Here is a 22,494-nt window from a genome sequence, read left to right as displayed (position 1 = left end):
GGACTACTCCCCCGCCCTCACCAGGGATGCGCCTCCAGGTACTTGGCGATCTCCGCGCGCTCCCAGGCGCCGTCGGCGACGACGACCCGGTAGCGGCGCCGGAGGGTGTCGCCGGGGGCCAGTTCCAGCTCGTCGTGGAAGGCCCAGGAGGGGGCGATGCCGGCGAACGGGTCGTTGCGCACGAACCAGTGCGCGGGATGGCCGCCGCGGGCACCCAAGTGATCGTTCTCCGGGGCGTGTTCGAAGACGACGGTGGCGTGGCCGTCGGCGCCGTCGTGCTCGCCGGACAGCGCCAGCCAGGGAGACTGGGAGCCCATGGACTCCGGGCCCTCCCCCTGCGGGCCGACGATCCGGCCGTCCCGGAAGGCGCGCGGACCGCGCCAGAACAGGCCCGTGTAGCCCGCCCGTTCACGCCCGGCCGTGGTCGGGCTGCCGAACAGCAGCGGTTCGGCACGCCGGTTGGTGATCTCGCTGGTCCAGGTCAGCGCCCAGGAACGGGCCGCCGGATCCACGTCATGGACCTCGATGCGGCGCCGCTCCTCCGCCCACAGCGTCCCGTCGTACGGATGCCAGGTCAGCCGTTCCACGACGACCAGGCGGTCCTCGGCCGACGACAGCTCGTCGAAGCCGGCGTGCCGCATCGAGCCGACGCGCTCCGGGATGGCCACGTAACCCCGGCCGTGCACATAGGAGTTGCCACCCCACAGGTTCGCGCCCGACAGGTGCGAGGCGGTCAGGGAGATGCCCTTGTGCCAGCGGTGGTCGTTGGGCCGGTAGTCGGTCACGACGTCCCCCGCGAGGGTGCGCACCGGGTGGAGGTAGGGCCGCGGCGCCTCCCAGGCCGCCTCGGGCCGGTAGACGTACGAGAACAGCTGCACCCCGGTGACCGGCTCGGTCACGGTGACCCGGTCGCCGTGGGTGTGCGTGATCCGCAGCTCGCCGCTCACGCGGACGCCTCCTCGCGCACGGTCGGGGCCCAGCCCGGGGCGTTCCCGTGCAGGGCCGTGTAGTAAGGATCACCCGGACCGATCTCGCCCGCGTGGACCGTCACGTCGGTGAACGCCGCCTTGTACAGGGCGGTGATCAGCTCCAGGCTGGTACGCCCGTCCGCGCCGCTGCTGCGCGGCCGCTCCCCCGCCCGCATACTGGCGACCAGCTCGCGCAGCTGGGCCAGGTGCGAGCTGGGCACGTCCGGGCCGAAGTCCCGCCAGGCCGCCGCCTCGTCGGCGGGGACGCCCGGGGCCGGGGTGATGCGCCAGTCGTCGTTGCCGTGACCGTACAGGTGGGTCAGCTCGACCGTAGCGCGCTCGCAGTCGATGCGGATGCGGCTGACCTCGTCGGGGCTGAGCACGCTGTTCACGACGGTGGCCAGGGCGCCGTCCGGGAACCGGACCAGGGCGGTGGAGACGTCCTCGGTCTCCACGTCGTGCACCAGCCGGCCGGCCATCGCCCGCACCTCGCTCCACGGCCCGAGCAGGTCGAGGAGCAGATCGATCTGGTGGATGCCGTGGCCCATCGCCGGGCCGCCGCCCTCGGTCGCCCAGCGGCCCCGCCAGGGCACCGCGTAGTAAGCGGTGTCCCGGTACCAGGTGGTCTGGCAGTGGGCGACCAGCGGGCGGCCCAGCGCCCCCTCGGCGAGCAGCCGCCGTACGTGGGTGGACGCGGAGCCGAAGCGGTGCTGGAAGACGATCGAGGCGTACGGCCCGCCGTCCGCCCCCTCCTCCGCCTCGATCGCGTCGAAGTCGGCGAGGCTCGGCACGGGCGGCTTCTCGCACCACACCCAGGCGCCGGCCCGCAGCGCGGCCACCGTCTGGTCCCGGTGCAGGGTCGGCGGGGTGCCGATGGTGACCAGGTCGGGCCGCTGTTCGGCGAGCATCCGGTCGAGGTCGGTGTAGGCGTGCGGGATGCCGGCCTCGGCGCACATCGCCTCGACGGCGGTGGCATCGATGTCGACGGCGGCGACGACCTCGGTCTCCCCCTCCGCGGCCAGCTGGGCGAGGGCGGGCAGATGCGAGCCGCGCCCGATGGCGCCGGCGCCGACGACGGCGGCCCGGATGCGGCGGCCGGCGAAGGGGGCCGTGGAGCGGGGGGAGCGGGGCATGGACGTGATCAGCACTCCTCGGGCGCGTACCGACGATGGGGGCGAACTCCCGCCCGATGTGCGCCGCACACGCACCCCGATGTGCGGAGCAAGCGCTTTCTCCTGCAGAAACGTAAGCGGCGGCACCTTGACCGGTCAACACCCCGTGGCCGCCGGTCCGCCTGCCGAACCCCTGTGCCCCCGCTGTCGCCCCGGCCCGCTACGCTGCGCTTGCACGCGAATGATCACCTGCGCCGCGCGACCGCCGGCCCCTTCCTCACCCCTGGGACGCCGTACCTTCATGTCTTGGTTTGAATCGCTGGTCCTCGGCCTCGTCCAGGGGCTGACCGAGTTCCTGCCCGTCTCCTCCAGCGCGCATCTGCGGCTGACCGCGGCCTTCTCCGGCTGGAAGGACCCGGGGGCCGCCTTCACGGCGATCACCCAGATCGGCACGGAGACCGCGGTGCTGATCTACTTCCGCAAGGACATCGGGCGGATCGTCTCGGCCTGGTTCCGGTCGCTGTCCGACAAGGCGATGCGGCGGAACCACGACGCCCAGACGGGCTGGCTGGTGATCGTGGGCTCGATCCCGATCGGTCTGCTGGGCGTGACGTTGAAGGACCAGATCGAGGGCCCGTTCCGCGACCTGCGCATCACCGCGACCATGCTCATCGTCGTCGGCGTCGTCATCGGCATCGCCGACCGGCTCGCCGCCCGCGACGAGACCGGCGGCAGGCACCGCGCCCCCAAGCAGCGCAAGACGCTGGAGAACCTCGGCGTCAAGGACGGCCTGGTCTACGGCCTCTGCCAGGCCTGCGCCCTGATCCCCGGCGTCTCCCGTTCCGGCGCCACGATCAGCGGCGGCCTGTTCATGGGCTACAAGCGCGAGGCGGCGGCCCGCTACTCGTTCCTCCTCGCCATCCCGGCGGTACTGGCCTCCGGCGCCTTCGAGGTCAAGGACTCGGTGGGCGACGGCCACGTGGCCTGGGGCCCGACCCTGTTCGCGACGGTGATCGCGTTCGCGTCGGGCTACGCGGTGATCGCGTGGTTCATGAAGTGGATCTCCAACAAGAGCTTCATGCCGTTCGTCTGGTACCGCATAGCCCTGGGTATCGTCATCATCGCCTTGGTCTCGGCGGACGTGCTGAGCCCCCACGCGGCGGAGTCGGCGAGCTAGGGGCCGTCGTTGGGGGGCGGGAGGGCGGCGCCATCTAGCATTTCCCAGCGCCTGACTGCATCACCACGCCATGATCATCTCCCACTCGTCTCCCACCTGGGAGGCGGGACGCATCCGCCTATGAGGTTGATGGAGATCTACGAGTCTGGCCCTGCCGCGTCAGCGGCAGGGCCAGACTCGTCATGTGGCGATGGGTGAGTGGGTCGGCGAGATGGTCGGGCCGGATGCGCGGGAGACATACCGGCTTGATGAACCACGTGTCCGGCGACAGTTCGCCTTCGGCATCAGGTTCGGTGACGTCCACCGTCCCTGCGGCCACCGCGCGCAGCCACACGGACACCCGGCGGGCCTCATCGGTGAGCAGACACGGATCGGCGAAGGACCACTCTCCCTCAGGAGCCGCCGCCGTGCCCTCAATGACCAGCCAGTTGTCGTCGTACGAGTCGCCCCGAACGGTGGCGAACTGATAGCGCACTGGGCGGAGGTCGACACTGCTGGAGAGATCGTTCGCGAGCACTGGGCCAGGATGTCTTGCGCCGGCCAGCAGCGGACTGCGCCCCAGCCCGGTTGCACGGGCCAGAGCGCCGCACACGCCGTCCGGGCGTCCGGCAGGGGCGGCGAGGTGTACGCGCCGGACACATTCATCGATTCCCTTTCTCAATGCCATGACCAACAACTGTTGGACCTCTGAATCATCGATTCCTAGGCTCGGCCGAGCAGGCCTTCCGTACGGGAAGACCTCGACCACCTGCGTTCCACACCCGGAGGAGACGTCCGATGAAGCAACGCACGATCGGCGGACGAAGGGTTTCTGCGATCGGGCTCGGCGGCATGCCGATGTCCATCGAGGGCCGCCCCGACGCCCGCAGATCGATCGCGACGATCCACGCCGCGCTGGACGCCGGTGTCACGTTCGTCGACACGGCGGACGCGTACCACCGCGACGCCGCCGAGGTCGGACACAACGAGGAGCTCATCGCCGGGGCCCTGCGCACGTACGGCCGGGGAGCGGACGACGTGCTGGTCGCGACGAAGGGGGGTCACCTGCGGCCCGGCGACGGCAGCTGGACCGTGAACGGTGATCCGGCCCATCTCAAGCGGGCCGCCAAGGAGTCGGCCAAGCGCCTCGGCGTCGAGGCGATCGGCCTCTACCAGTTCCACCGCCCCGACCCGCGCGTCCCGTACGCCGATTCGATCGGCGCGATCCGTGACCTGCTCGACGAGGGCGTGATCCGCATGGCGGGCATCTCGAACGCGACCGTGGACCAGATCGACGAGGCGAACCAGATCCTGGGCGGTCGCCTCGACTCGGTCCAGAACCAGTTCTCGCCCAGGTTCCGCTCCAGTCTGCGCGAGCTGGAGCACTGCGCCGAACTCGGGATCGCGTTCCTGCCCTGGAGCCCACTGGGCGGCATCGCGAACGCGCCCGAGCTCTCGGCGCAGCAGGCCGCCTTCCGCGAGGTCGCGGACGAGGTCGGCGTCAGCGTCTACCGGGTGACCCTGGCCTGGGAGCTCGCCCTGGCGCCCGTGGTGGTCCCGATCCCCGGGGCCTCCCGCCCCGAAAGCATCCGTGACTCGGCGGCCGCCACCGACGTCGAGCTCACTCCGGAGCAGATCTCCCGCCTGTCGGCGGCCTGAGGTGCCCGGCACCGCACCGCCCACCCACTTTATGGACAAGGACCCGATCGTGAAGACGTTCAAACTGCCCGGCACCGACATGGTCGTCCCGAACATCGTGCTCGGCCTGATGCGCATCCAGGACAAGAGCGACGCCGAGGTCCGCGAACTTCTCGCCACCGCGATGGACGCCGGCATCACGTTCCTCGACCACGCCGACGTGTACGGCAGCGAACTGCACGGCTGCGAGCGCCGTTTCGCCGAGGCGATGCGACTGAGCCCCTCGCAGCGCGAAAAGCTGATCATCCAGTCGAAGGCGGGCATCGTCCGCGAAGGCCCGTACTTCGACTTCTCCTACGAGCACATCGTCGAGTCGGTGGATGGTTCGCTCAAGGCTCTCGGCACCGATTACCTGGACATCTTGCTGCTGCACCGTCCCGACGCGCTTGTCGAACCCGAAGAGGTCGCGCGTGCCTTCGACGACCTGGCCGCAGCAGGCAAGGTGCGGGCCTTCGGCGTCTCGAACCACACCCCCCGCCAGATCGACCTGCTGCGCCGCCATGTCAGCCAGCCGCTGGTGGCGAACCAGCTCCAGCTGTCGATCACGCACGCCCCGCTCGTCGCGCAGGGCGTAGCGGCCAACATGCAGGGCCTGGACCAGTCGGTCAGCCGTGACGACGGGCTCCTGGACTACTGCCGACTGCACGACATCACCGTGCAGGCCTGGTCGCCGTTCCAGGCCGGCTTCTTCGACGGGCCCTTCCTCGGCTCCGAGCGCCACCCCGAACTCAACGCCGTCATCGACCGCCTGGCGGCGAAGTACGGGGTACCGTCCCTTGCCATCGCGACGGCCTGGATCACCCGCCACCCCGCCCGGATGCAGGTGGTCATCGGCACGACCACCCCGCAGCGCGTCGCGGACGCCGCCCTCGGATCGGACGTCCCCCTGACCCGTGCGGAGTGGTACGAACTGTTCCGCGCCGCCCAGTACATCGTTCCCTGACCGTCGGCCCACCCGCACAGCGGCGAGCCGTACGCTCGCCGCTGTGCGGCGGGTCCGCGGGCGCTCCGAGCCGCCCGCGGACCCTGACGGCCGACCGGTGGACCCGATCAGTAGGAGAACTGCTGGATCTGGCTGCCGTCGCCCGCGTACGTCCAGCCCGTGCGGGTGGCCGGGTCGAGCTGGACGGCGCGTTCGTGGTGCGAGTCGAGCCGTCCGTTGTAGGCCCCGAACTCCGGGTACTCCACGCCGCTGACCGTTCCCACCGTCTTGCCCGTCCTCAGGTCGACGACGGTGATGCGGCCGGTGGCGTTGTTGTCGGTGAAGCCGTACTGCTGGGAGCCTCCGGTGGGTTGCAGGTCCGGGTAGCGGAAGCCGAGGAGCGCCAGGTGGTGCCGGCCGTCGACCGCGAGGGCGACGGGTGCCTGAGCCGTCCCCACGCTGACCGGGTCACCGCCGCCCAGCTGCGCCAGATACCCGGTGCCGGGGAAGTTGACGCTGATGGAGTGGTACCACGTCTCGTAGAAGTGCCCCTCGTCATCGGAGGCGAGGGTTCCGGCGCACGGGGTTCCGCCCGGGCCCTGGGTGACCGTTGCCGTGTCCAGGTCGACCTTCGCCACCGTGCCGGAGCCGCTCCCGGCCAGGCAGTTGACGGTGGACCCGGTCTTCTGCGCGGTGAAGACACCGGTCGTCCGGTCCAGCTCCAGCAGCCCGTAAGGGGCGCCGCCCACCGCGGCGGAGTCGAGCTGCACAGGTGTGCCCAGGGTGCCGGTCGCCGTGTCCACGGGCAGGACGAAGCCCGCCCTGTCCCCGGCGCGGGACGCCAGCACGGCGGCCCGATGGCGTTCGTCGTCCACGCGTCCGCCGGTCACGACGTACTGGTCGTCGACGCGGGCGGGACGTCCGACGGCGTCACCGGTGCTCGTGTCGTAGGTCTCCAGCCACTGCTCGCCGGTGGTGGTCTGCTTGTGCAGCACGAGTACGTGGTGGGAGGAGTCGACGCCGAACACCTCGTAGATCGAGCCGTAGGCGGGGTCGCCGGTGAGCTTGCGCCCATAGGTTCCGTCGGCGGCGTCGTAGTCGTAGACCGAGCCCTCTCCGGTGGGGCTCTCGACCGACGCGACCGAGGTTCCGCCGGGGACGATCGCGAAGTCGGTCAGGTTGGTGCCGTCCGGGGCCGGTCCGTCGTCGTAGGCCAACAAGGACGTCGGCGACGCCTGCCCGAGAATCCCGCCGTTCCTGTCGACGGCGAAGACCCGCACGTCGTAGGCGACGGACGAGGGCAGGCTGAGCGCCCGGGCGTCGAGCTTCACCGTGCCCCGCGTGCCCTTCAGTGAACGATGCAGCGTGGCCGGGCTGTCCACTCCGTCGTGGTCCCGGACGGTGCCGTTCTGATTGCTGACCAGGTTGTAGGAGCCGTACATGTTCGGGCCGGGGGCGGAGAACTCCAGGAGCGTGCCGGTCGCGCCCTCGATCCGCGACACGTCGTAGCTCACGGAGAACCGGGGCGCTGCCCGGGTGATCTCCAGCAGATGCCCGGACCCGGCGGACGGCCCCCCGGACGGCTCGGCGGCCAGCGCCGGTGCGTCGGGACGCTGCGCGATGCCTGCGCCCTCGACCCGGACCGAGGCGAACTCCCCGTACAGCGGCACGCCCCTGGCGCCGCCGGTGGGATTCTGGACGACGCCGATCCCGTAGATGCCGCCGCCCGCCGTGAACGCGCCGGCCGGGACGGTGACCGTCCCGCTCGGCGCGGTCAGCGGAACGCTGTAGGAAGCGGAGAAGATGGGAGCCGCCGCCGGGCTGAAGTGGCCGACCCCCGACACGACCAGCTCGGGCGAGCTGACGTTGCGCACGCCGCTGAGGTCGTAACGCACCCGCACCGAGTGGCCCGCCCCGACCACGGGCTGGACCACCGGGGCGAGTGCCTCGGCGTATCCCCCGTCGGTGGGGCCGAAGGTCAGCTCGTGGCGCGCGGCGGCGAGCACCTGGCGGCCGTGGCGCACCTCGAACGTGAGGGAGAGCCGGCGGTCGGTCGTGGAGGCGACGGGCAGACCCGCCGCGGTGAGCATCTGTGTGGGCGTCAGCCGCACCGCGGGAGTGGCGGAAGTGAACTCCCGCTTCCCGATGCGCAGCACGTACTCGACACCCTTGTCTCCCGTCAGGCCGGTCACGTCGGCACCGATCGTCACCGGTCCCACCAGGCCCTCTCCGCTGGCACCAGATCCCGTGCCCGGTCCAGCCAGGTCGATGCGGCCCGGATCGGTGGACTCCAGGTAGCTGCCGCCGAGGCCGCCGATGGTCTGGCGATGCGCCACGGACAGCCGCACGATCCTGACCGCTCCGGTGGCGGCGAGTTTGCCGTGTGCCTCGGCCAGTACGGCCTGGACGGCCGCCGTGACATCCAGCTGTGGGCCCACGTGCAGCGGCCGGTCGATCTGCGGCGGCGTGGGCACGGCGCGACCGGTCCGTTCCAGCAGTGAGCGCACGTCGTCGGGTGACGGGTGCCGGCCGGTCAGCCGCGAGGTCTGCAGTACGACCGCGGCGGCCGCCGCGATCTCGGGTGCGGAGGCGGAGGTGCCGCCGCTGAGGACCTCCGCGACGGACTGCGCGGTCTGCCCCTGGTGTTCGAAGGCGGGTATGCCGTCACTGGGCGCCGAGACGTCCACGCGGGTGCCGAATCCCGACGAGAAGACACCGGAGCCGTTGAGCCGGGTGGTCGCCCAGGTGCCGCCCGTCGAGGCCGCGCCGCCGTCCTGCGGGGGAACGGACAGCGTGTCGTCGGTGGTCGTGCCGCCCGCGGCGATCGCCCCGGAATCGAGGACCCGGGTGGGCGTGGTCGACATCTGGTCGTCGCCGATAAGGGTGGTGTCGGCGGGCTTGCGTGTCACGTCGGTCGGTGTGCTGCCGCCGTCCGGTCCGACGGCGGCGTTGGTGTACAGGCGGGTGCCGTCGTTCGAGGAGACGACGACGGTGATGCCGTACTGCCGCACGATGGACGCGATCACCGACTGCTGGACGGGGTCGTCCTCCAGATAACGGCCGGGCATGCCGTAGGCGTCGGTGCCGTAGCCCAGGCTGGCGGTGATCACGTCGGGCCGCGGTGCCTGCCGGGCCGCGGCCAGCAGGGCGACGGCGATCTGACTGAAGGTCGGCTCCTGCGGGACGACGAGCCGGTACTTGGCGCCCGGGGCGATGCCCAGCAGGTCGGCGTCCCCGCTGCCCTGCATCCCCGGGCGCTGCGCCTCGTGCGGGAGCGGCGCCATCACGGAGAAGTCCAGAAGCACCTCGCCGAGCGCCGGGTCCTGTCCCTGGGTCGAGCCGGCCGGGTCGAGGGCGCCGGTGGCGTCCGCGGTGTACGTGGGGATCAGCGGCATGGTGGGGACGTCCAGGTACCGGCGGCCGTCGTGCAGGACGGTCGTCGGACCGGTCGAACCGAGGTTCGGCGTCGACTCGTCGGTGAGGTCGCCGATCGAGACGTTGGTGATGGTCTCTCCGGTGCCCGGCAGCTGGCCGAACTTCCGCTTGAGCAGGCTGTAGGCGCCGGTGGCGTCGACGCCGCCGGCGTTGAGGAAGCTCTGCGTCGAGGTGGCGAGGGCCGCGTTGCCGGGGACCCCGTCGGAGCCGGTCGTGCCGCTGTGCCGCGCCTTCGGCGTGTCCCGTCCCCCGACGTCGGCACTGCCGGTTGCGGTCGCGGTTCCCGGTGCGCGCAGGGGTACGGCGCCGGTGTTCATCGGCGAGACGGTCTGGTCGGGTTCCGCGTAGACGACGCCCGGTGTCGCGGCCAGTGTCCGGGCGGCGGCGGTGGCGTCGCCACCGGCCAGCTGAACGACCTGGACCCTGGACAGGTCGACCGCGCCGGCGCCGAGTCTCGCCCGGGCAGCCGCGTGCAGTTCGCGGCCCTGCGCGGCGGTGAGCCCCGGGACCAGGGGCCGGATGGAGACGGCGCGCGCGCGTCGCAGGGCGCTGTTCACCCCGGCGTCGGAGGTGAGTGGGGTGCGGACCCGCAGGTCGCTCCGCGCGCCCTTCGGTTCGCCGGTCACCTGGGCGTCGGGCCCCAGCACCACGAGGACCTGGTGGGGGCTGTCCGGCTTGCTCCGCACGGGATCGGGCTTCAGGAAGGAGCGCAGGGGACCGAGTGCGGAGGCACCCGGCACGGCTGACGGGGCGGGCGCGGCAAGCGCGTCCTTCGAGCCGCTACCGGACGCCCTGGCAGCCGCTCCGGACGCGGCCGCGTACTGCACGGGCGTGCCGAGCAGCAGGGCCGCGGTGGCTACGGCGCCGAGGCCACGAGCGACCGCTCGTCTCCGCCGTTTCATGGGCACTCCACTTCTTGCGTGAGGAGATCGGGGAAAGAGAGGGCGTCGGCCGTCTGAACGGCGCCGACGCGTGGGGAATCTGTCAACCCCCGGGGAGCCGGCACAAGATGGGGGCCGTGGCGGACTTCCGTCAGCTGGCAGAGATCGGCCACGGGAGCCGCGGGGCGACGCGGTCCGCCCTTGGCCCAGGGGCGGACGCGGGCGGGAGCGGACCGTGCGCGAGGATGGCGTGGTGGCCGCGTCGTAGCAGGTGGCGGCCGGTGGAAAGCGGATACCGGAGCTGGAAATGGAACTTGACGTCCTCGGCCTCAGCGACGGATCGCAGCTGGTCTACACCGTCCTGGTCGGGCTGCCCCGGGGCAGCGCCTCCGAGATCGCCGAAGCCTGCGGCATGGGTGCGGCGGTGGCCGGCCGTCATCTGTCCTCCCTGGTGAAGAACGGCCTCGCGATCAGGTCGGCGGGCCGCCCGCCTCGTTTCACGGCCGCCGCTCCGGACGTAGCCGTCACCGAGCTCATCCGGGAGAGCGAGCGCCGGCTCGACACGGCCCGCTCCCTGGTCCGGCAGCTCGCCGAGACGCATCGCGAGGCCAACCGGATCAGCGACCCGAGCATCGCCGTGGAGCTGCTCACCGGTCACGAGGACATCAATTCGGCCTTCCAGCGGCTCACCGGGAGCGCCCAGCACCACATACGCGCCTTCGACCGGCCCCCCTATGTCAACCGCCCGGGCAGCGATCTGGAGAACCAGCGCCAGCGGCAGCACACCGGTGTCGCCCATCGCGTCATCTACGACCGGGCCGCCGTGGCGTGGCCGGGCCGGCTTCGCGACGACATCCTGCCGAGCGTGCGGGCCGGTGAAGAAGCAAGAGTGCGGGCGGAGTTGCCGCTGAAACTGGTGATCGCCGACGACCGCTCGGCGATCATCCCCTTCAGTCTCGCCACCGGCGGCCATTCCGTGGCCTATCTCATCCACCGCTCGCCCATACTCGCCGCGCTGGAAGCACTCTTCGAGGCCGAGTGGGAACGTGCCACCCCGCTGCGGGACACCAGCCCGCCGACCGCACGGAGCGACGGCCCGGACGCCGACACGCGTGCCCTTCTGGGCCTTCTCGCGTCCGGCTGCACGGATGCGGCCATCGCCCGCACCCAGGGCTGGAGCGAGCGCACCACCCAGCGCCGCATCCACCGCCTGATGACCGAACTGGGCGCGGCCACCCGCTTCCAGGCGGCGGCCCAGGCCGCCCGCCGCGGCTGGCTGCAGTGAGCGGCGTTCCGGCATCGCCACCGCCGTCCGCCCTTCGGTCATTCCCCGGGCCGCTGTGCCGGTTCCGCCTCCCAGAAGACCTCCCAGACGTCCGCCACAACCCGACACGCTCGTGGTCGGTAACGTCCAGCGCATTCGGATGCACTCGGCGCTTCACGACGTGCGGTCCGAGACGTCCCCGGTTTCACGGCGTACGCTGCCGACGTCAGCGCGGTGCAGGCGGCATCCACGTCCGTCTGGTCGCCTGCGCGTCGTCGTCGACCTTCCGGGCCGCGGCCGGCGCCGCCTGATGGTCGTCCCACGCCTTCTGGGTCGCGAAGTCGTCCGCGGTCAGCTTCGACTCACCGGCGACCGCCGCGGCAAGATCGGTCTTGTCCGGCAGGGTGACCGCGAGGGCCGGGTCGATCGCCTTGATTGCCTCGTTCAGCGCGACAGCCGCGAAGTAGGCGGTGTCCTCGCTGATGTTCACCGCCGAATAGCCGGAGTAACGCGCCTTGACGCCCAAGGCGTTGACATACGCCATCTGGAAGCGTTCCTGCTGTCCTTCCCAGTCCCGGCTCGTCGAGACCCGTGTGAAGCCGCCGCCTCCGGTGGTGTCGCCCGCATACGCCGAGACCTTCTTCGCCGCGGTGAGCACCGACGCCAACGGGCCGTACCCGCTGAAGTCCGCTCCTGATGAGGTCACCTTCACGGTGGTCGTGACCGGTGGCAGGCTCGGGTTGGCCGTACTGGTGCCGGTGATGGTCACCGTGCCCGCCCCGCGCGCGATCACGAGCCCGTTCTTGTCGACCATCGCCACGTTCTGGTCGCTCGACCGCCAGGCGATCCGCCGGTCGTAGGCGTTGGCCGGCGACACCGAAGCCGTGAGCTGCAGCCGGTTCGTGCCGGTCACCTTGCCCGTGTCGGCACTGGTGGACGCCGGCCCGTAGATCGTCGCTTCCGGCGGGCTGAGCAGGCGCAGTCCGGTCGGGACCGTGGACACGTCGGCGACCTTGACGTGGATCGTCTGACGTACTCCGTCGTCGGACAAGCCGCCGTGCTCGACACCGCGCGCGGTGATCGTCACGTTCGCGACCTTGCCGCCGCCGGTGCCGACGGCCTGGAGCGTCGCCGTACTGCCGGCCCCGGTCACCGTCACGACGTGGGTGTTCGAGGACTTCCACGCCACCGTGTCGCCCGGCTTGCCGCCCTCGAGCGCGGCCGTGACCGTGCCGGTGCCCGCGGGCGCGTGGCGGTGCGCGCTGTCGTAGACCAGCGTCGTCGAGTACGTGGACAGCGAGATGCCGGTGACGGTGTGGGCGCGGTCGCTGGTGTCGACCATGACCATGTACCGCTTGCCCTGTTCGGCATGGAACACGAGCTTCCCGCCCCGCACGTCGTAGTCGACGCGCTCGCCCAGGGTGTTGTCGGCGTTGACCAGCTGGATGACGGGGCGGCCGTCGGCCCACGGGTCGACCAGCGCGATCTTCCCGTCCCGCTTGCTGGTCAGGTCCACATAGGACACCGAGCCCTTGTCCGCGTCGAACGCGCTGGACACCTCGACGTCGCCCTTCGCGCCCAGCCGCTCGTAGCTCACCGACTGGGTCCGGTCCCAGTTCGGGAACACCGACAGGGTCGTCGGCATCTGGGGCGTGGTGCTGCTCTGCAGCAGCATGGCGTTGACGCCCTCCATCGCGCCGACGGTCTCGACCGCGCCACCGCTGCCGTAGTAGGTCAGGTTGCTGGTACGCACCTTGGCCTTGAGCGCCGTCTTGAACTTCGCCAGCAGGTCCGCGGCCGGCCAGCCCGCGTGCGCCGCGATCGGGAACACCTTGGGGAAGCCGTTGTTCTGGCTGCTCCAGCCTGCGAACCCGGTGGCCGCCCAGGAGTTCATGTACTCGAGCGTGTTGCGGACCTTGCCGAGCAGTTCCGGGTCGCCGTCGAGCTGCTGCACGTTCTCGAAGGGGAAGACCACGCCCTCGAGCTCGACCGGCTGGTCGCCCGGCTCGATCGTGTCGACGTGCGCCTGGTTCGGCGACTGGTAGTCGGTGGCCGTCAGCGTCGGGACGAAGTCGTCGTTGTTGTTCGCGGAGAAGACTCCCTTGGGCAGCTCGGCCTCCGGGAACGCCGTGTGGTCGGCCAAGTCCTTCCAACGAGCGACGGTGGCCCGGGCTTCGCCCATCTCCCGGGCATGCGCGGAAAGGAACTTCGACAGGTACTTGATGGCGCCGATGTCGAGATCCGGGTTGATGTCGGCGGCGTCGCCCTCGTGGATCGAGGAGCCGATCACCGAGTAGTGGTACTGCCCGTTCCCGTCGTCCTGCTTCAGCACGTAGGAGCTGTAGAAGTCGAGCAGCTGCTTGAGATACGGATAGAGCACCGTGCGCAGGTACTGGTCATCCAGGGTGTATTCATAGTAGGAGAGCATGTTGATCGCGGCGAAGAAGCCGTTCGACTTCTGGTCCGTGGACCCCGAGCTGAACCCGTAGACCGGCACGGGTGCCTTCGGGTTCAGTGCCGGCTGGTCGCTCGCCAGCAGGTGGAACGGGGACAACGTCCGCACGTGCACCGCGCCGTCGTGCCCCTGCGCGGCGGCGTTGTTCTGCTGCCACGGCAGGTCGTAGGCGATGACCCGGTTGAACGGCACTTCGGTGTCGATGCGGTTGCTCGAGCCCGCCGCGTAGTACTGCGCCTGCTGGTTGTAGTTGAGGAAGTACCGGCCACCCCAGCCCACGTTGTCGGCGGGGACCCACTCGCCGTACATCGAGCCCGGCAGATTCTGCGGATTCACCTTCCCGTTCGCGCTCGTCGGCCGGTTGGAGCTGCCGAGCACGTACAGCGATCCGTAGTAGTACCGGGCGACCTCCGGATCGGTGAACTGGACGTAGCTGCGCAGCCAGTAGTCCTTCCACCATGCCCGGTGCTCAGCCTTGAGCCGGTCGAGGGCGCTCTGCGACGCATACGCGCGCACCCCGTCCACGGCGTCCTTCTGGACGTCGGTGACGCTCTTGATCGTGTTGTAGTCGCCGCTGCTGCTGCTCAGGTAGGTGACCAGGGACGTGGTCGCGCCCGGCGCGACGGTGACGTTCCCGGACTCGCCGAGCGAGTTGTAGTACTTGCCCTTGTTGCTGTCGTAGTAGTCGTTCGCTTCGATCTGCTCGCCCGGGTTCGCGAGCTCAGAGCCGACTACGGTCGTCGCGGTCGCCATCCGGCTGCGATAGCCGCTCGTGTTGGTGGTGGTGCTGTCCCGCGTCGTCCACAGCACGGAACCGGCCTGCGCGGAGTCCACTCCCCCGGTGTACGGGTAGGTCTTCTGCGCGTCGGTGAGGTCCGTCGCGCTCGAGTTCGCGTACGCCATCGCCGGGACCCACTGCTTGATCCTCAGCGTCACCGGCCCGGTTCCGTTGTTGCGGATCTCGGTGACGAAGACGTCCGCGGTGTCGGCGGTCCAGGAGTTCAGCTGGAGGGGCGCGTCGGCACCTTGGTCGTCCTTGAGTTCCATGTCCGTGGTGACCTGGGCGTTGAGGATGTCCTGTTTCATCGAGAACGCGCTCGCCGCGTCGGTACCTGCCGCGGTGGTCGGCCAGACGTCCAGCCCGCCGCCGGATAGGATGCCCGCGTTGTCCTTGACCGAACTGCCCTGCGCGTGCAGCGTGCCCCAGAAGTCGTTCTTGCCGAAGTAGAACTGCTGCGAAGTGTTGGACACACCCGCAGCGACGGCGCCGATGTCGCCGTTGCCCATGAGCTGGCCGGTCGTGTAGCTGCCCTTGTCCACGTCGCCGATCTTCAGCGGCGACGTCACCGAACCGGAGATGCCGGACAGGATCTTCTGGAGCTGGGTCCAGTCGTCCTGGCGGAGATGGTCGAGTACCGCCTGCGGCGCCTTGAAACCGTGGTGGGCGGACGGCCCGACGTCCGCGGCGAACGCGGGGGCGGTCGTGAGTGCCCCGACCATCGCGAGCGCGACTATGACCGCTGGATGACGTCTCACATCAGCTCTCCTTGGCCATCAACACTTCACGAGCGGCGGCTGCCGATGTCTGGCCACGAGGCCGCAAGCCGAGAGTATGGAGAGGAGATCCGATGTATGTCAACGATTCAGACATGAACACCCGGTAGTTGAACCTCTCGGCAGAGATGAGTCGACCAGTTGTCCGATGTATACGGCCGAGTGAGGGCTCTGCTTGTTCTTTCACCTCTGATGCCTCTCAGGGCCGGCCACCTGTACGGTGCCGTGCCGTGGTGACAGACTCGCTACCGAGATCTGAACTGCTGCGCGCTGAGGGTGGAACCGCTGGCCGAGGTGGTCGCTCACCTGCCCTACTACGGCCCGTGCACCTGTACCGCAACTTGCATCAGCCTGCTGACCGCGCCGCCCGGTTCGTCGGGTTCCTCGATGATCCAACTCGAACGCGACGGCATGGACATCGTCTGGCTGAGCTTGGATCCGTTCCGGACCACTATCACCGACATTGAAGTCCTGGACGGACGCGATCTCGGCCCAGACGCCCAGCAGTTTGGTTGACACTCGCCGCCGCGTCGAGCAGACCAATGGCCTGAACGTGCAGCCCAGGACCTACTGGGCCTCTGCCGGGCGGATACTGCGCGGAATCGAACTGCGCGAACGTCAGCTTGCCGCGCAGATCGGCGAACTCGCCGCCCGCCGGCGCGAGGCGCAGGCTGAACGCGAGGCCCTGGCGACCACGGCCAGGACCGTCCGCGCGGTGGCCCCAGGCCTCGACCTCGAGCGGCCGCCGAACCCGATGCCGCCGGATGGCGCGGCCCACCAGCAGATCATGGACGTATCCGAGCACGAACGCCGACCGCTACGCGCCCGCGACCCGTGCCTCGCGCTGGACCTGCCCTTGATGCCCAAGCACGTCGAAGGCACCCGCGAAACTCAAACGCCTGGTCGGCCTCGGATTCCTCGACGAGACCGAACCCGGACTGTTCGCACAGCCCGGCCCTCCGGCCCCGACAGCTCCCGCGAAGACTCGCCTGTTGCCCGCTGAGCTCGCGCGTTGGCGTCAGGAACGAAGGGTGCGCAGGCCGGTGCGGATTTGGGCGGACCACGACGTCGCGGTGCTCCACAGCCGCCGCAAGCGCATCCTCCATCTCGAGGCCGGAGTGCTGGAGATGGACTGCCAGGCGTTGCTGGAGGAGGGACGCTCGCAGATCCTCGCCCTGTTCGTCCCAGCCCCCCGGCACCGGCACCGCCGACCGGCTCGCCGTGCTCGGGGTACTGGGAGCGGGGAGGTGACACGCAGGTGCGAACGATCCGCGCACCGCCATGTCTGAAGGTCGATACCGCCCATCTGGAGGGACCACCTCCGCTTGGCCGTCACCCGAACGGAACTACCCTTGCGGCGAGTTCACGGGAGTTGCCCCTGCGCGCTTCGGTACCGAAAGGGCCGGCCACCTCCCGTGTTTCGGGCGGGCTCCCATCAAGTCGAGCCGAACAAGGGGTCAGAACTCAGATGACCAGGCGTCCCCGGACACCCCCGGCTTCAGGCAGCCGGTGGGCACGCGGTGCTTCAACAGGCGAGAACCGGTCCGCCACCCTCAGGCTCAGCGCCCCGTGATCCGCGAGCCGGCGCAACAGGTCCAGCTGGTCGCGACACCCGTCGTAGGCATGGACGTACGCTGACACGAGGCGCACGCCGACATGGCGGCCCGCCTCCTGCAACGCCTGCTGGTCCGGCATGCTGCGCACGACGGCGAGCGAGCCGCCGTGACGGATGGCGCCGAGCAACGGCAGGCCCATCAACGCGGCGTCGACGGCCGCGTCGACACCCGCGGGCGCAAAGGCGCGGAATCGTTCCTCGCCCCCGGCGACGCTGAGAGCGCCCGGCAGCGCCGGTCACGGCAACGGTACTGCCGGCCGCAAGGTCCGCCCGGCACAGCGCCAGAACCATACCCGCGGCCGCACACCGTCGGTCGAGTCGGGTGCACGCTCCGACCGTGACAAGTTGCTGCGCGATGTGATGGACCGTATCGGTGACAAGTGGTCGGTGACCGTCATCTGCCGGCTCGATGACGGCCCGCTGCGGTTCAACGCCCTTCGACGGGCTGTGGACGGCATCACGCAACGGATGCTGAGCACCACGGTCCGTCGCCTCGAGCGGGACGGCCTGATCAGCCGCACTGTCGAGCCCACCGTGCCGCCGCGGGTCGAGTACGCGCTCACCCACGCGGTCGCAGTCTGCACACCGTCCTGGCCGAACTGGTCGCCTGGACCGAAGCCAACCTCGACGCCATCCGCCGCGACCGCGAAATGTACGACACTGCCGCCCGGTCTCACATCGGGCAGTGACATGCCCCTTCAGCGGGCAGACATCAACGGGCAGGAGCGGTCGCTCATGACGGTTCGCCGGAGTGGTCATCCCGTCCGGCCATCCGCCGGACAACTGGGTCCGGTGCGTCGGTGAGCGCTTCGGTCAGCGCGGTCACCGCGGCGACGACCGCCTGGCGGTGCGCAGCGGTGCGCAGCGGCGCGCTGTTCCTCCGGCTCGCCCTACGTATGGGCGGCTGTTCACCGACCGCACCCAGACCGAGTACCGCTTCCCCGCCCCGGCCGCTTTCGGGGTCGATACTGCACGCCCCGGAAACCCCGCCCCGACGGCTGGGCAAGACCGCGATCAATGAACTCGCCGTGCCCGGCGCCCGCCGGGCCACCGCCGCGGCCGCACACTGAGGCAGGCCTTCAGCTCGGGGTCGAGCCTGTAGTTGACCAGCCTCTTCCCCGGTCGCGGCTGACGCCGGAGTTCTCCCGCAGTGCTGAGCATCCCCACCTGGGTCATCAGGACTGTCACCTGTGGGAATCAGGTGGGGAAACTTGGTTGATCGGCTGGTGTCCCTCGTTCAGCAATGCCCTGCGCTGCGTGGCGGAAGGATTGGCCTGCGTGCTCGGCACGAGAGCGACGTCCCAAGCGGATCACCGCCGCGAGGCATCTCTCACGTCAGCTGGGAGAGGTCGACCGCGTTCGCCAGTGCCTGCATGCCGGCCTCGTTGGGGTGGATGTGGTCGCCGGAGTCGTAGGCCGGGTTGAGGGCGGCGGGGTCGGCCGGGTCGGCGACGGCCTTGTCGAAGTCGACCACGCCGTCGAAGGCCCCGCTGGTGCGGATCCACCGGTTGGCCGCCTGGCGGATCGCCTCCGCGGAGTCGGAGTAGTAGCCGTTGCCCTTGTCGGGCAGCATGGTGCCGCCGATGATCCGGACTCCTGCGGCGTGCGCCTGCCCGATCAGGTCACGGTAGCCGTCGATCAGGTCCTGCGTGGTCAGTGGGGCGCCGCCGGGACCGCTGTTGTTGCCGATGTCGTTGATTCCCTCCAGGAGGATCACGTCCCGTACTCCTGGCTGGCCGAGCGCGTCATGGGCGAAGCGCTTCTTCGCACTGACGCCCTGCCAGATGTTGGGGACGTCCGTCAGGACGCGGTTGCCGCCTATGCCGGCGTCGACGACGGCCATCGGGCGGGTGTCGGCCAGGCGCCGGGCCAGGTCGTCGGGCCAGCGGTGGTAGGCCCCCGCAGGGGTGTTGTAGCCGTCGGTTATCGAGTCGCCGAAGGCCACCACGGTTCCGCGGGCACGCGTCGGGACGACGTCGATCCCGGACAGGTAGTACCAGGAGGTCCTCGCCGCGACGAAGGACGCGTCGGACGCCTCGGCGGTGTGGTCGCCGGGCCCCGACAGGTAGCTGGTGTCGAAGGCGTCGGAGTGCCACGTGGCTGAACTGGTCGCATGGGGCAGGTAGATACTGACCAGGACGCTCTGGTCGGCCTTGACGTGCATCGGCACCCGGTCGCTGACCACTTCCCCGCCGGTGGGGACGGTCACGGACCTACGGTGCGCGAAGGTGACCGGGAGCAGCGACCGTGCCACGGCGGTCGCCCGGTCGGCCTGCGCGCCGACGGTGACGTGTGCCACCGTCAGCGGGATGGTGCCGCGCAGGTTGGACAGGTGGATGCGCAGTGCGCCGCCGTCGACGGTGGAGTGCGCGACCATCCTGATGGTCTGGTCGTTGAAGTTCGGACCGCCGGCCGTCATGCTCGGCGACCAGGCCGCGACCCGGCCCTGCGGTGTCCGGGCGTGCGGCGCGGTGGAGCCGGCTGCCGGGAAGGCAGCCGTTCGGCCTGTGGCGAGGTGCGCGCCGGTGAGCAGCGCGACGACCGTGGCGGGTGCCGTCAGCACGGCGAGCAGCTTACGTCTGGGTGCGGAGAGCATGGGGTGTTTCCTTTCTCCCGGCGCACGGCCGGCCCCGATGGCGATGAGTTGCCTGTGATCGCGGTCCGCGGTCAGTTCAGGGTGAAGCCGTCCACCAGGAGGTAGTCGCCGCCGGCCTTGGTGAGAGTCAGGGTGTGGGTGCCGGCGGGCAGGTTCGAGACCGTGTACACGCTCTGCTGGGCGTGCCGTTGCGGGGTGTTGGCGCTGACGGTCTTCTGGGAGGCGCCGTCGAGCGAGACGGCGATGTCGCCTTCGTCGGAGTTCGTCTCGGTGAGGAAGCTGATCCCGGTGCCGGTGAAGGTGATCGTCGCGGCGGCGCCGTCGTGCTGGGCGTAGTGGACGCCGTCGTCGAGGTCGCCGTAGCCGCGCGAACCGCTGGAGGACCAGCTGCCGGTGTAGGAGATCCGCAGGTCGTCGTCGTCGACGGTCCGGCCGGGGAGGGTGCCGGGGCCCGCGGCCTTGATGATGTCCTGGGCCGCCGGCGGCCAGTTCCCGTCGGTCACCACGGTGGCCTGCTGGAACGTGATGTCGGTGCCGTTGTTGTTGTAGGAGGCGGTGTCGCTGTAGTTGTCGTGGATCGTGTCGTCGTGGATGCTCGGCGTCCACAGGTTCGTCCAGAGCGACCCGTTGGCGAAGCGCACGACGTTGTCGTGGGTGTTCCACAGCGAGCTGCCCTCGTCGTGGTAGATCATGTTGCAGCCGTCGATGCACTCCGAGAGCACGTTGCCGGCGAGTTCCGAGGGTGCGGACTGGCCGCCGAGGGTGTAGATCGGACCGCCGTCGAAGAGCGCGCCCATGACGCTGTGCACGTGGTTGCCGAGGATCTTGTTGCCGCCGGCGTACGTGGTCCCGTGCAGGCAGGGGTCGGGCAGACCTTGCTTGGCCTGCAGTGTGCAGTTCGACGCCCATCCCCAGCCCCAGCCGACGGACATGCCGGAGTAGGGGGTGTAGCCGATGTCGTTGTGGGAGACGGTCGTCGCCCTGGTGTGGCCGACCCAGACGCCGACCGCGTCCTGGTACTCCTGGCCGGGGAACTGCACGGTGTTGCCGGAGACGGTGTTCCCGCTCGTCATGAGGGCGGGGTCGGTCTGGTAGTAGTCGTCCACCTCGCCGACCGAGACGCCGGTGCCGGAGGTGTCGGTGACGGCGCTGTCCTCGACCGTGGAGTTCTGTGTCTGGTCGGCGAGGTCGATGCCGCTGGTGCCGGTGTGCTGGACGATGTCGTGGGAGAAGGAGATTCGCGTGCCCCGGTGCACCTGGACCGCCGCGGGGATGCGGATGGGTGTGCGTGTGGCCGGGTCCCAGATCACTCCGGCCTGGTTGTCCACGTAGCCCTCGGCGGACGGGGCGTTCCACGTGGTGTAGGCGAAGGTGAGTCCGGAGAAGACGAGGTCGTGCACGGGTGCCACGACGTCGGGGATCACGGTGAACCCGTCGACGAGCAGGTAGGTGCCGCCGGTCTTGACCAGACGCAGGGTGTGCTTGCCCCTGGGCAGTCCGGTGACGGAGACCATGGCCTGCTGGGCGAGGCGCTCCGGGCAGTTTCCGGAGACCGTCGAGACCTTCTTGCCGTCGATGTACACGTCCGCGGTGCCCTCGTCGGAGTTGGTCTCGGACAGCATCTGGATCCCGGTGCCGGTGAAGGTGTAGGAGACCGCGTCACCGTCGTTGGAGGTGTAGTGCACGTCCGCGTTCAGGTCGCCGAGGTGCCGGCCGCCGGAGTATCCCCAGCTGCCGGTGTAGTCCGCCCGCCAGTCGGTGTCGTTGAGGGGGGCCAGGTGTCCCGGGGTGCCCGAGGCGTCGACGAGTTCGGGCGCCACCGGCAGTTCGACGTCCGCCGTCGCCAGGTTCTCGCCCGCGCGCGGCACGTAGTAGAGGTACCCGGCGGCCTCGTCGAGGTAGAACTGGCCCGGTGTGCCGAGGAGTTGGTAGGAGTTCTCCAGCCAGCTGACGCCGTCCATCGTCGGCAGTCCGGCGCCGTTGAAGGGGAAGCTCGGGTTGGGCACCGCGTTGTGGTTGTTGTTCCAGCAGCCGGGATCGACGGTGAGGTCCGAACCGCCCGACGCGGAACGGGTGATGGACGCCAGCGGGCAGCGCATCTGCTTCCAGCCGCTGTTGCGGACGACCTCGACCTGGGCGGGGTTCGTCCACGTGGTGTACGAGGCGTCGGCGGTGGTGAAGCCGGTGGCGGTCACGGAGAAGCCCGCCGGGTCACGCGGCCCGCGGGCCCGGTCGGCGCGTCTTCCGTCGACGAACAGCTCCCGGCCGGCGGTGCCTGCGGGCACCCGGGCCCGGTAGATGTTCTTCACGGCGTCGACCCGTGTGAAGCCGGTGATCCGCATCGCGCCGCTGAGCACCGGCGTCTGCCCCGCGGCCGCCCGGTACACCACCGGGTGGCCGGGCCGGCCGGAGTCCTGGACGCCTAGCCGGAAGGGAGCGGTGAGCCGGTAGGTCCCGCCCTCCAGTTCGACCACGACGTCGCCGGAGGCATGCGGGACGAGAGATCTCGCGCGGTCGCGAGCGGATTCGAGACCGCATGGATTTCGGTCACTGCACGCCGAACCACGCCCGTCGGGCGCGACATGCAAGGTGTCCGCCGCGTGCGCGGACGCGTCGGCGGCGACGGCTTCGGTTGGGCCGCCGGTGAAACCTAGACAAGCCACGGCGGCAGCGAGGCACGCGGCGACAACGGTACGCATGGTCGATCTCCCACAGGACGAGCGATGGGCCCAGACATCCGATGAATGTACGGAAGGGTGGGCCCAAGTCCTAGATCTGGGACGGAAATATCTGCAGCCATCCGATCTCCCTGGAAAGGGGTGCGGCCATTTCGTCCTC

At 70.1% G+C, this 22,494-nt stretch carries 17 protein-coding genes; 9 read left to right on the top strand and 8 right to left on the bottom strand.

The genetic code is table 11. The annotated features are described in order from the left end of the window. Positions 1 to 17: 17 nt before the first annotated feature. A complete protein-coding gene (locus JF597_RS15905) occupies positions 18 to 947 on the bottom strand; it encodes a PmoA family protein (RefSeq protein ID WP_293994725.1) in 930 nt (309 codons plus the stop codon). After that, a complete protein-coding gene (locus JF597_RS15900; protein WP_293994723.1) occupies positions 944 to 2,101 on the bottom strand; it encodes a Gfo/Idh/MocA family oxidoreductase in 1,158 nt (385 codons plus the stop codon). Before JF597_RS15900 ends, JF597_RS15905 begins: the two co-directional genes overlap by 4 nt. 280 nt (positions 2,102 to 2,381) lie before the next feature. Between JF597_RS15900 and JF597_RS15895 the strand changes: the two genes are divergently transcribed. Further along, positions 2,382 to 3,257: an undecaprenyl-diphosphate phosphatase gene (locus JF597_RS15895; RefSeq protein ID WP_293994720.1), complete on the top strand. Its 876-nt coding sequence runs from the start codon at positions 2,382 to 2,384 to the stop codon at positions 3,255 to 3,257. A gap of 118 nt (positions 3,258 to 3,375) precedes the next feature. Here the strand turns inward: JF597_RS15895 and JF597_RS15890 are convergent, their stop codons facing one another. Beyond that, the gene (locus JF597_RS15890; RefSeq protein ID WP_293994718.1) at positions 3,376 to 3,774 is read right to left on the bottom strand and encodes a hypothetical protein; all 399 of its coding nucleotides are present in this window, start codon (positions 3,772 to 3,774) and stop codon (positions 3,376 to 3,378) included. Between the two features lie 260 nt (positions 3,775 to 4,034). Between JF597_RS15890 and JF597_RS15885 the strand changes: the two genes are divergently transcribed. Then, positions 4,035 to 4,895, top strand: a complete 861-nt coding sequence (locus JF597_RS15885) for an aldo/keto reductase (protein ID WP_293994716.1) — start codon at positions 4,035 to 4,037, stop codon at positions 4,893 to 4,895. Between the two features lie 49 nt (positions 4,896 to 4,944). Further along, positions 4,945 to 5,877: an aldo/keto reductase family oxidoreductase gene (locus JF597_RS15880; protein WP_293994713.1), complete on the top strand. Its 933-nt coding sequence runs from the start codon at positions 4,945 to 4,947 to the stop codon at positions 5,875 to 5,877. A gap of 107 nt (positions 5,878 to 5,984) precedes the next feature. Here the strand turns inward: JF597_RS15880 and JF597_RS15875 are convergent, their stop codons facing one another. Then, a complete protein-coding gene (locus JF597_RS15875) occupies positions 5,985 to 10,193 on the bottom strand; it encodes a S8 family serine peptidase (RefSeq protein ID WP_293994710.1) in 4,209 nt (1,402 codons plus the stop codon). A gap of 286 nt (positions 10,194 to 10,479) precedes the next feature. On the opposite strand from JF597_RS15875, the gene JF597_RS15870 reads away from it, so the two are divergent. Next, complete coding sequence (locus JF597_RS15870) at positions 10,480 to 11,457, top strand: helix-turn-helix domain-containing protein (RefSeq protein ID WP_293994707.1); 978 nt, start codon at positions 10,480 to 10,482, stop codon at positions 11,455 to 11,457. A gap of 205 nt (positions 11,458 to 11,662) precedes the next feature. On the opposite strand, the gene JF597_RS15865 is transcribed toward JF597_RS15870, so the two are convergent. After that, positions 11,663 to 15,427, bottom strand: a complete 3,765-nt coding sequence (locus tag JF597_RS15865; protein WP_293994704.1) for an Ig-like domain-containing protein — start codon at positions 15,425 to 15,427, stop codon at positions 11,663 to 11,665. Positions 15,428 to 15,721: 294 nt separating this feature from the next. On the opposite strand from JF597_RS15865, the gene JF597_RS15860 reads away from it, so the two are divergent. Genes JF597_RS15860 through JF597_RS55545 form a run of 3 tightly spaced genes read left to right on the top strand, consistent with a single transcriptional unit; the run spans position 15,722 to position 16,734 of the window. Further along, on the top strand, positions 15,722 to 15,961 hold the full coding sequence (locus JF597_RS15860) for a hypothetical protein (protein ID WP_293994701.1): 240 nt from the start codon (positions 15,722 to 15,724) through the stop codon (positions 15,959 to 15,961). After that, on the top strand, positions 15,909 to 16,448 hold the full coding sequence (locus JF597_RS15855) for a hypothetical protein (protein WP_293994698.1): 540 nt from the start codon (positions 15,909 to 15,911) through the stop codon (positions 16,446 to 16,448). The genes JF597_RS15860 and JF597_RS15855 overlap by 53 nt, the downstream gene beginning before the upstream one ends. A 28-nt stretch (positions 16,449 to 16,476) precedes the next feature. Continuing rightward, positions 16,477 to 16,734 carry a hypothetical protein gene (locus JF597_RS55545; protein WP_366916406.1) on the top strand — a complete coding sequence of 86 codons (258 nt, stop codon included), beginning with the start codon at positions 16,477 to 16,479 and terminating at the stop codon, positions 16,732 to 16,734. A gap of 175 nt (positions 16,735 to 16,909) precedes the next feature. Here the strand turns inward: JF597_RS55545 and JF597_RS15850 are convergent, their stop codons facing one another. Next, a complete protein-coding gene (locus JF597_RS15850) occupies positions 16,910 to 17,200 on the bottom strand; it encodes a zinc-binding dehydrogenase (RefSeq protein ID WP_293994696.1) in 291 nt (96 codons plus the stop codon). Between the two features lie 205 nt (positions 17,201 to 17,405). On the opposite strand from JF597_RS15850, the gene JF597_RS15845 reads away from it, so the two are divergent. Continuing rightward, positions 17,406 to 17,864 (top strand): helix-turn-helix domain-containing protein, encoded by a 459-nt coding sequence (locus tag JF597_RS15845; protein ID WP_366916405.1) that lies wholly within the window; start codon positions 17,406 to 17,408, stop codon positions 17,862 to 17,864. Beyond that, positions 17,861 to 18,130, top strand: coding sequence for a hypothetical protein (locus JF597_RS15840; protein WP_293994694.1), 270 nt, complete (start codon positions 17,861 to 17,863; stop codon positions 18,128 to 18,130). Before JF597_RS15845 ends, JF597_RS15840 begins: the two co-directional genes overlap by 4 nt. A 260-nt stretch (positions 18,131 to 18,390) precedes the next feature. Here the strand turns inward: JF597_RS15840 and JF597_RS15835 are convergent, their stop codons facing one another. Both JF597_RS15835 and JF597_RS15830 read right to left on the bottom strand, forming a co-directional pair. Next, a complete protein-coding gene (locus JF597_RS15835; protein ID WP_293994692.1) occupies positions 18,391 to 19,656 on the bottom strand; it encodes an SGNH/GDSL hydrolase family protein in 1,266 nt (421 codons plus the stop codon). Between the two features lie 71 nt (positions 19,657 to 19,727). Then, complete coding sequence (locus tag JF597_RS15830) at positions 19,728 to 22,130, bottom strand: hypothetical protein (protein ID WP_293994690.1); 2,403 nt, start codon at positions 22,128 to 22,130, stop codon at positions 19,728 to 19,730. Positions 22,131 to 22,494: the final 364 nt, after the last annotated feature.

The sequence above is a fragment of the Streptomyces sp. genome (assembly GCF_019510245.1).
In the GTDB taxonomy this organism is placed as follows: Bacteria; Actinomycetota; Actinomycetes; order Streptomycetales; family Streptomycetaceae; genus Streptomyces.
This window is presented reverse-complemented; position numbering and strand designations above follow the sequence as displayed.

Coding starts and splice junctions, on each gene's coding strand:
- JF597_RS15835 (WP_293994692.1), bottom strand. CDS start 19,656: ATGCTCTCCGCACCCAGACGTAAGCTGCTCGCCGTGCTGACGGCACCC.
- JF597_RS15870 (WP_293994707.1), top strand. CDS start 10,480: ATGGAACTTGACGTCCTCGGCCTCAGCGACGGATCGCAGCTGGTCTAC.
- JF597_RS15895 (WP_293994720.1), top strand. CDS start 2,382: ATGTCTTGGTTTGAATCGCTGGTCCTCGGCCTCGTCCAGGGGCTGACC.
- JF597_RS15875 (WP_293994710.1), bottom strand. CDS start 10,193: ATGAAACGGCGGAGACGAGCGGTCGCTCGTGGCCTCGGCGCCGTAGCC.
- JF597_RS15885 (WP_293994716.1), top strand. CDS start 4,035: ATGAAGCAACGCACGATCGGCGGACGAAGGGTTTCTGCGATCGGGCTC.
- JF597_RS15900 (WP_293994723.1), bottom strand. CDS start 2,101: ATGCCCCGCTCCCCCCGCTCCACGGCCCCCTTCGCCGGCCGCCGCATC.
- JF597_RS15850 (WP_293994696.1), bottom strand. CDS start 17,200: ATGGGCCTGCCGTTGCTCGGCGCCATCCGTCACGGCGGCTCGCTCGCC.